The sequence below is a fragment of the Corynebacterium intestinale genome (genome assembly GCF_023574125.1).
Lineage (GTDB): Bacteria > Actinomycetota > Actinomycetes > Mycobacteriales > Mycobacteriaceae > Corynebacterium > Corynebacterium hesseae.
Genome location: NZ_JAMKFF010000012.1, coordinates 43,487 through 49,486, shown reverse-complemented (window position 1 = coordinate 49,486; position 6,000 = coordinate 43,487). Strand labels below are relative to the sequence as shown.

General features: G+C 53.2%; 5 protein-coding genes. All 5 read right to left on the bottom strand.

Translation table 11 applies throughout. The features are described 5' to 3' along the window. Positions 1–179: 179 nt before the first annotated feature. The 5 genes from M5J06_RS11675 to M5J06_RS11655 all read right to left on the bottom strand — a co-directional run bounded on the left by M5J06_RS11675 (position 180) and on the right by M5J06_RS11655 (position 5,600). Positions 180–707 (bottom strand): hypothetical protein, encoded by a 528-nt coding sequence (locus tag M5J06_RS11675; protein WP_250224726.1) that lies wholly within the window; start codon positions 705–707, stop codon positions 180–182. After that, a complete protein-coding gene (locus M5J06_RS11670) occupies positions 700–1,734 on the bottom strand; it encodes a hypothetical protein (RefSeq protein ID WP_250224725.1) in 1,035 nt (344 codons plus the stop codon). Before M5J06_RS11670 ends, M5J06_RS11675 begins: the two co-directional genes overlap by 8 nt. A 433-nt stretch (positions 1,735–2,167) precedes the next feature. Further along, the gene (locus M5J06_RS11665; RefSeq protein ID WP_250224724.1) at positions 2,168–3,262 is read right to left on the bottom strand and encodes an XRE family transcriptional regulator; all 1,095 of its coding nucleotides are present in this window, start codon (positions 3,260–3,262) and stop codon (positions 2,168–2,170) included. Further along, complete coding sequence (locus M5J06_RS11660) at positions 3,237–4,190, bottom strand: hypothetical protein (RefSeq protein ID WP_250224723.1); 954 nt, start codon at positions 4,188–4,190, stop codon at positions 3,237–3,239. The genes M5J06_RS11665 and M5J06_RS11660 overlap by 26 nt, the downstream gene beginning before the upstream one ends. Positions 4,191–4,376: 186 nt before the next feature. After that, the gene (locus M5J06_RS11655; RefSeq protein ID WP_250224722.1) at positions 4,377–5,600 is read right to left on the bottom strand and encodes a DUF3322 domain-containing protein; all 1,224 of its coding nucleotides are present in this window, start codon (positions 5,598–5,600) and stop codon (positions 4,377–4,379) included. Positions 5,601–6,000 lie beyond the last annotated feature (400 nt).

Here is a 6,000-nt window from a genome sequence, read left to right as displayed (position 1 = left end):
CGCACCCGAGTGGTGCGGCTACCGGAAGTATCACCCCGAGCGCCGCGAGCTGCTACCAGATACTCACTGAAGCGCTACCAGATAGTCACGACACTGCTACCAAATAGCCGGTCGCAACACTTGCCTCGGGCTCTATGGCGTCAAACGCCTGGCGGGAAGCCTAACAGCAAGATATGCAGTTAGGGCCTCATCGCAAGTCTTAATGAACGAAATCGGTTGATTATCATCCCCGACATAATAAAAAGGTGTGCCAGTAAGAAAGCCACGAGACCAGTCGTGATATCTGATGCAATGCCGAACCAAGCTGGTTCGGTGAAGAATGTCGCGCACACCAAGAGGCTAGTAGTCAGAACCCCGACCGCCACTGTGTAATTCACATTTGCAAACAGCTGGTCGACAAGCGTAATTGTGTCGCTGTCTCCTTGGAAGAATATATCAGCTCTCAAGGAGAGGCTCTTATCAAAAACCTGAAAAGCCAAGTTGAACACCAGCCCAGTGTATACAGCTACGGCGGAAAGGAGCGAAGAGATATTAGCATGCGGGTCACCGAAGAATCCCGCACCTAGCCCGAACAAAAGAGGTAATACGTAGAGCGAAATTAGCATGTCCGCTCGAATTCGTTTTCGCCCATCTCGAGTCCTTAGGGTGTCGAGTTGGTCTTTGACGACCTTTATCGGGGTTGCACCAGAGTAAATCAAGTTACTCATCTAATTTCCAAACCTCGAAGCTTTGCAGGCTGCCGACTTCTTCAAAGCTATCTATATTTTTACTGGGGCGCGAGTCAATGTCAGTGAGATTAGACGTTCCCTCGATAACGAAATCTGCTGTTGCGAGAAACTCTGCGTCTGTGGGAACTTCGTCTTGAATTTCACGTTCAATGGAGAACGATACTGACGGAGTTTCCTCATCGAGGATTGAAATGGTGCGCGACTTGCCCCGAGCAGTTTCGACTGTTGCAACGACTTCAGTTTCTTCTAGATTTTCCGGGTAATAACCAAAAGTTTGGGCGAGCTCTTCGGTCGATTTATTGCGGAATTTAGAGAACTGACCAAATCCACCACGTACTGTGTACTTGGTCGCTCTCTTCAAAGAAGCACGCGCAATCCAATCGAGGGGATTAACTTCATCTTCACCCGCGGCTTCTTCCTCTATTTCAGATTCTCCTCGAGCAAGTGGCACTCGAAACTCAACCGACTTCGTTATCATCTCTCCAAGATTCTGACCCATCGTTCTTATATCCTGAATTGGCTCGAATCTTGCAGTAAGGTCTCTTTTGAGGTTAACTCGCGCTGCATTCTTGAATAGTTCTGAGATGATTCCATATGCGCTATAATTTGCGACACGCTCAACTAGAAGCAAGGCCTTTCGGCCTCCTTGGATCGAAACAAACAGTGCGCGCAGCGTGAACCATTCAGCATCTCCAAACTTTCTAGTGGCGGTCGTTCCAAGTGAAGCAAGATCTAGGTTGCTGTTGAAGCCTTTGATGCCGACGCGCATTTTAAAGAGTACTTGGTCTCCGGATCTTAGTACCTCCATCCCCTCAAGCAATCTGGTCGAATCAGTGCCATACACGCGTGGGTCTTCTTCTTTGACTAGCTGATAAAAACAATTGGCGGCAAAGTCGGATCCTGTTAGTTCGGGATTAGAGCAAACGTTTCCCATTTTCAAAATCTCTGTGGGTTTACCTTTCGGTGCTAGTGAGAATAAATAAGGGGTAATGGAGTGCTCAGCCATAGCTTTTCCTCTCAGTTGATCAACCGGATAGGCCTACGAGACCTCGATTTTACGGCTCTACGGTTCCGATTCTCGAAGTTCTAGAAGTGATTTTCTCATGTTCTAGTCATTTCCGCAGTTGGCTAGGTGCGGTTATCCAGGCACGTAACGTGCTAGCCAACCTGGGCAAAAAGCACAGTAAAGCCACCCTAGAAGCAGCATGCCAGCAGGTTGTGGATAAGAACCTGGCTCCTACGATGGCAGTGATCAAACGCATCCCGACTGATATTGCCCACGCTTGTCAGATGCGAGTTTTGGTACCGAGTCCCCAGAACACCGGTACCAAAACTCGGATCTGACACGAGACCTTATGCTTGACTACTTTCTTAGGGTAGGCCTTTATGACGGTTTAGGTGTCTACAAAATCTGGCGAATTTAAAGAGTTTCGGCTTTTTTAAAGAACTACTCGCAGTCTCGGGGAGTGTGGGGCTCCGACGATTTTTTCTAGCTGGGGTAGCCTGAGATTCGATTCTTTGGCGATTACCTCCCGATGAACACCATTCTCTTCAAGAAGCTGAATGGATTTTTCCAATAGCGCAGGGCGGTCACATTCGGTGACGAGGCCTGGCTCTGCGCGCCTCCACTTCTTACGCGAAAGAGTGGTCATCGCGCCGCGGTAGCTATTTTCGCTAATCGTACCGAGCCGACGCATTCTGAATAGCAGCGCCTGAACGGACATGCCCCACTTTTCTTTCAGTTGGAAGAGTCGCTGCCAAGACTGCTGATTTATCGAACTAGGGAGGTCAGGGAGCAACGACGGGGTTGGTGCCAGAAATTCTGATGCAAAAAGATGGGCTTGAGATTCTGCAACTGTCTCGCCTGGCTCGGCTCCATCATGCATAACCAAATGCCCAAGTTCATGCGCTATATCGAATCTTTGGCGGTAGAAGTCATTCTTCTGGGGATTTAGTATGATGTACGCTCTATCTGCCACCCACATCGAGTATGCATCAACATTGGCGGTGGCTTCTTCGTTGAAAGCGACAATCACCCCTTTCCTTTCGGTGGTGAGAAGTAAGTTCTTTATCGGAACCGTGCCCAAGCCCCAGAATTCTCGGAGCAGAGACGCTGCAGCTTCCACTTCGCCATCTTCTTCAGGAAATTCTACTGACGGCAAGTCTGGTTCCGGAAGAATCAGATGTTGCTCTAGGGTGTCAGTGACAATGGCGGCGAGCACCCCAAACTGATGGGCTTGTTTGCGGGTTTTTTGAGGGGTAGCTTTCAAGGAACGAAAATGCGGTGGGGTTGAGGAACTTACAAGTGGGGAAATAGTCTTGCGGAAAAACTCCGGTTCGACCTCGAGTTCATTGGCTAGTCTAAAAATAGAGTCCTCAGTAGGGGTTTTAGTTCCGCGCTCCCAAGAAGAGACTGCTGCCGGTGTCACGTTTACACGCTCTGCGAGCTCCTTCTTGAGCAGACCACTAAGCTCACGTGCCTGAGCCAATCGCTCTGGTGCGAATGAATCAGCTACTTCCTTTAACCTGCCCATTTGTCTGTCCTCGGTTGCTTGTTCTTGTTTGTGGTCGAGTCGTGCGCGTCGATGTGTTGCGCAGCTGAATCCCTAGTTCATCGGCTGAATGGTTGGAGGCTGGTACTGCCTTCTTGATGGTCTTAGTGGTGGTCGGAAGCGAGAGGTCTAGATTATTGTATGTTGCCCAAGCACTCCCGAGAGTTTGGCCCTCTGTTGGAACGCCAATTCTAGCTTCTAGGAGTCCGTCGGAGGGGGAGGCTCGATAGGCTACGAAAATTACGGAGTGGAAGGAGGTGATTTCTTGGATTTTTTGATAAGCAAGCCCGCCGACGAATGTTGAGGCTTCATGCAGGAATAGTGCAGTTTGGGTCCCTGAATTGTTCTCTGCGTCGGAAGCTCTAACAAGATCACGACGGATGTCACTTTGTTTCATCCAATCTACAGTGTCTAGATCCTTGAAGGCTGAGCAGTTAATGACCGTGATGATGCAGCCATTAGAGATCCATCCGTGGAAGCCTCCGTATGAAACTTCGCTGATGTCGAAGTCCGGTTTTGGGGGAAGTGACGCAAACATTTCTGGGGGAAGGTTTTGGGATAGGACATCCATCCCCGCGTCGTCAGCACTCTGCTCGGGTATTGCGTATTCCTCCAGCCTAAAAACCCTCCTGAGCTCATCGCGTAGATACTCTTGGCAAAGTGCAGCAAAGGTTTTGGGTCCTTGCTTCTTTTCGGGTGTCCAGTCCTGGTTTGCCCTAGCAATTGCCGAGAGCAGGGCAAAGGATACGGATTGCTGAAATGGATGGCTGCTAATTAACTGATATGGGGCAATCGCGGAAGTAAATATACCATAGTGCTGCGATAGGTGAGTAAAACTTAACCAGTCGAGGTTGTTGTTAGGGCTACAAGTGGAGATGCAATTAGATGAGCCGTTAGTCAGCGCGCACATGAATAGTTGTATTCGTCTACCTGGTGACAGGGCGGGTTCATCAGAGGAGCGGAGAGAACTTCCGATGGAATGGACAGTGGCTACTTCCAAGTCGGTGCATCCTTCGAAGGGGCTGGCTTTGATAGGAACCATCGCTCTGATGACACAAAACCGTCAGGAGCCCTTTGAGAGTCATGCAGGAAGCGCTCAACGACCTGCGCCATTTTGATTAGTCGGGGTCGCGGGGGAATTCGAAACGAAGGGAGAATGACATCTGAGTTGTTTGTGTTCCATGTCAGCGGGGCTTAACAAAGTACGGATTTTCGCACTCACATAGGAAAACGGAATCCGCTCCTGTTCAATGCGCAGCCTTCCTTTGGTGTAAAGCAAGCGGTAGGCGCGTTGCTCGTCGGTGGTGAGGTGGGTGAGTGTGGCGGAGCCGTCGCCGGGGTCGGGGACGGCGAGGTGCTGGAATTCGGTGACGGTGGCGGGGTCCATGAGTAGTGATGTGGTGTGGGGGAAGTGGGCGCGCACGGCGTTGAGGATGGCAAAGCCGGCAGCATCGAGGTCGCCCCAGTAGGTGATGTTAGCTCGCTGTAGCCAGCCCAGTGCCTGGAGTTGGTGGGCGGCGGTGCCGGAGCCGAGGATGGCGATGGTGGTTGGGGAGGCGTCGGCAAGCGCGGGAAGTGCCAGGAAGGTTTGTTTGTTCTCCACGATGAGCACTCGGGGTGGGGTGTCGGGGAAGAGGGTTGCGGCGTCGGCGAGGGGGATTTCGATATCGGAGAGTGCCGGGGCGTGGTTAAGGTAGCGCAGGCGCAGGCGGGCGTCACTGCGGCGCAGGCCCAAGTCGGTGATGCCGAAGGGAGCAAGGAGTGCTTGGAGCAGGCGGCGGTGGGTGCCTATCCATTTGCCGTCCACACCTTCCACCGGCACGGCGCGCTCCCATTCGCCGGAGTGGGGGTTGGCGCGCAGCCAGGTCAGACACGGCCCAAGGCAGCGCAGGTCGTAGGCGCTTAAGTCCTTCCACTGGTTGTACGTGCGGCGGACGGTATGAGTGAAGTCCGGGGAGTCGGGAAAGATGGCGGCGATGCCCTGGGCGCGCTGGAGAGCCCGGTTATAGTCGGACATCAGGCCCGCGGCGGCAGCGATGCGCGCGGCGCCGGTGAGTACTGCGCGTGTGGGAACGTCGTTGGTGCCAAGGCCCGCGCGGGACCAATTGCGGGATTCATAGATGACCTCGTCCTGGTGCGGCCAGCGCTGCCAGGCGCGGATGAAGTCCCTCGTGGCCTTGATATCGCGGGCGGCGGCCGTAGCTGTTGGCGGGTGCAGCGGCCAGTCCAGGTTGAGTGCAGCGGGATCGGCGAGTGCTTCGGCGTAGTGGTTGCGCAGGTACTTGGCGGCATGCCCCTGCAGGTCTTTAGGAGTCCGCATCGTCGGAGTCCTTGGGGGTGGGTTGTTGGGGGTCGTGGGTGGTGGAGGCGTCGATAAGCTTCTTGTCTCGCCGGCAAGGTGGCGTTGGACAACTTCCTTCTTGATTTCGAACGAGTACTGCTGCTCGCGCTGATATTCGCTCGGCAAATTTCGTGCTCTCAATGAAAACTGCTCCCCTCTAGTCGGAAACTGATTTCTCAGTCCTACTAATGGGGAGCAGCTCACCCAGGCTGGCGGGGTTTTATTTGTGCTCATTGCTGGCCACCGCCCAGGAGCCGAGCGAGGCGGTGGATCTGCTGATCACTCAGCGGGGAAACAGCGGCGGCGATGCGGCTCACGGCCGACTCGATATCCTCAAATGTCGGCTGGCGGCCGGTGGGGCGTTTGAGAGCCTCGAGGT

Bases quoted from the DNA above. Each gene is read 5' to 3' on its own strand.
- M5J06_RS11665 (WP_250224724.1), bottom strand. From the start codon at position 3,262: ATGGGCAGGTTAAAGGAAGTAGCTGATTCATTCGCACCAGAGCGATTG.
- M5J06_RS11660 (WP_250224723.1), bottom strand. From the start codon at position 4,190: ATGTGCGCGCTGACTAACGGCTCATCTAATTGCATCTCCACTTGTAGC.
- M5J06_RS11655 (WP_250224722.1), bottom strand. From the start codon at position 5,600: ATGCGGACTCCTAAAGACCTGCAGGGGCATGCCGCCAAGTACCTGCGC.
- M5J06_RS11675 (WP_250224726.1), bottom strand. From the start codon at position 707: ATGAGTAACTTGATTTACTCTGGTGCAACCCCGATAAAGGTCGTCAAA.
- M5J06_RS11670 (WP_250224725.1), bottom strand. From the start codon at position 1,734: ATGGCTGAGCACTCCATTACCCCTTATTTATTCTCACTAGCACCGAAA.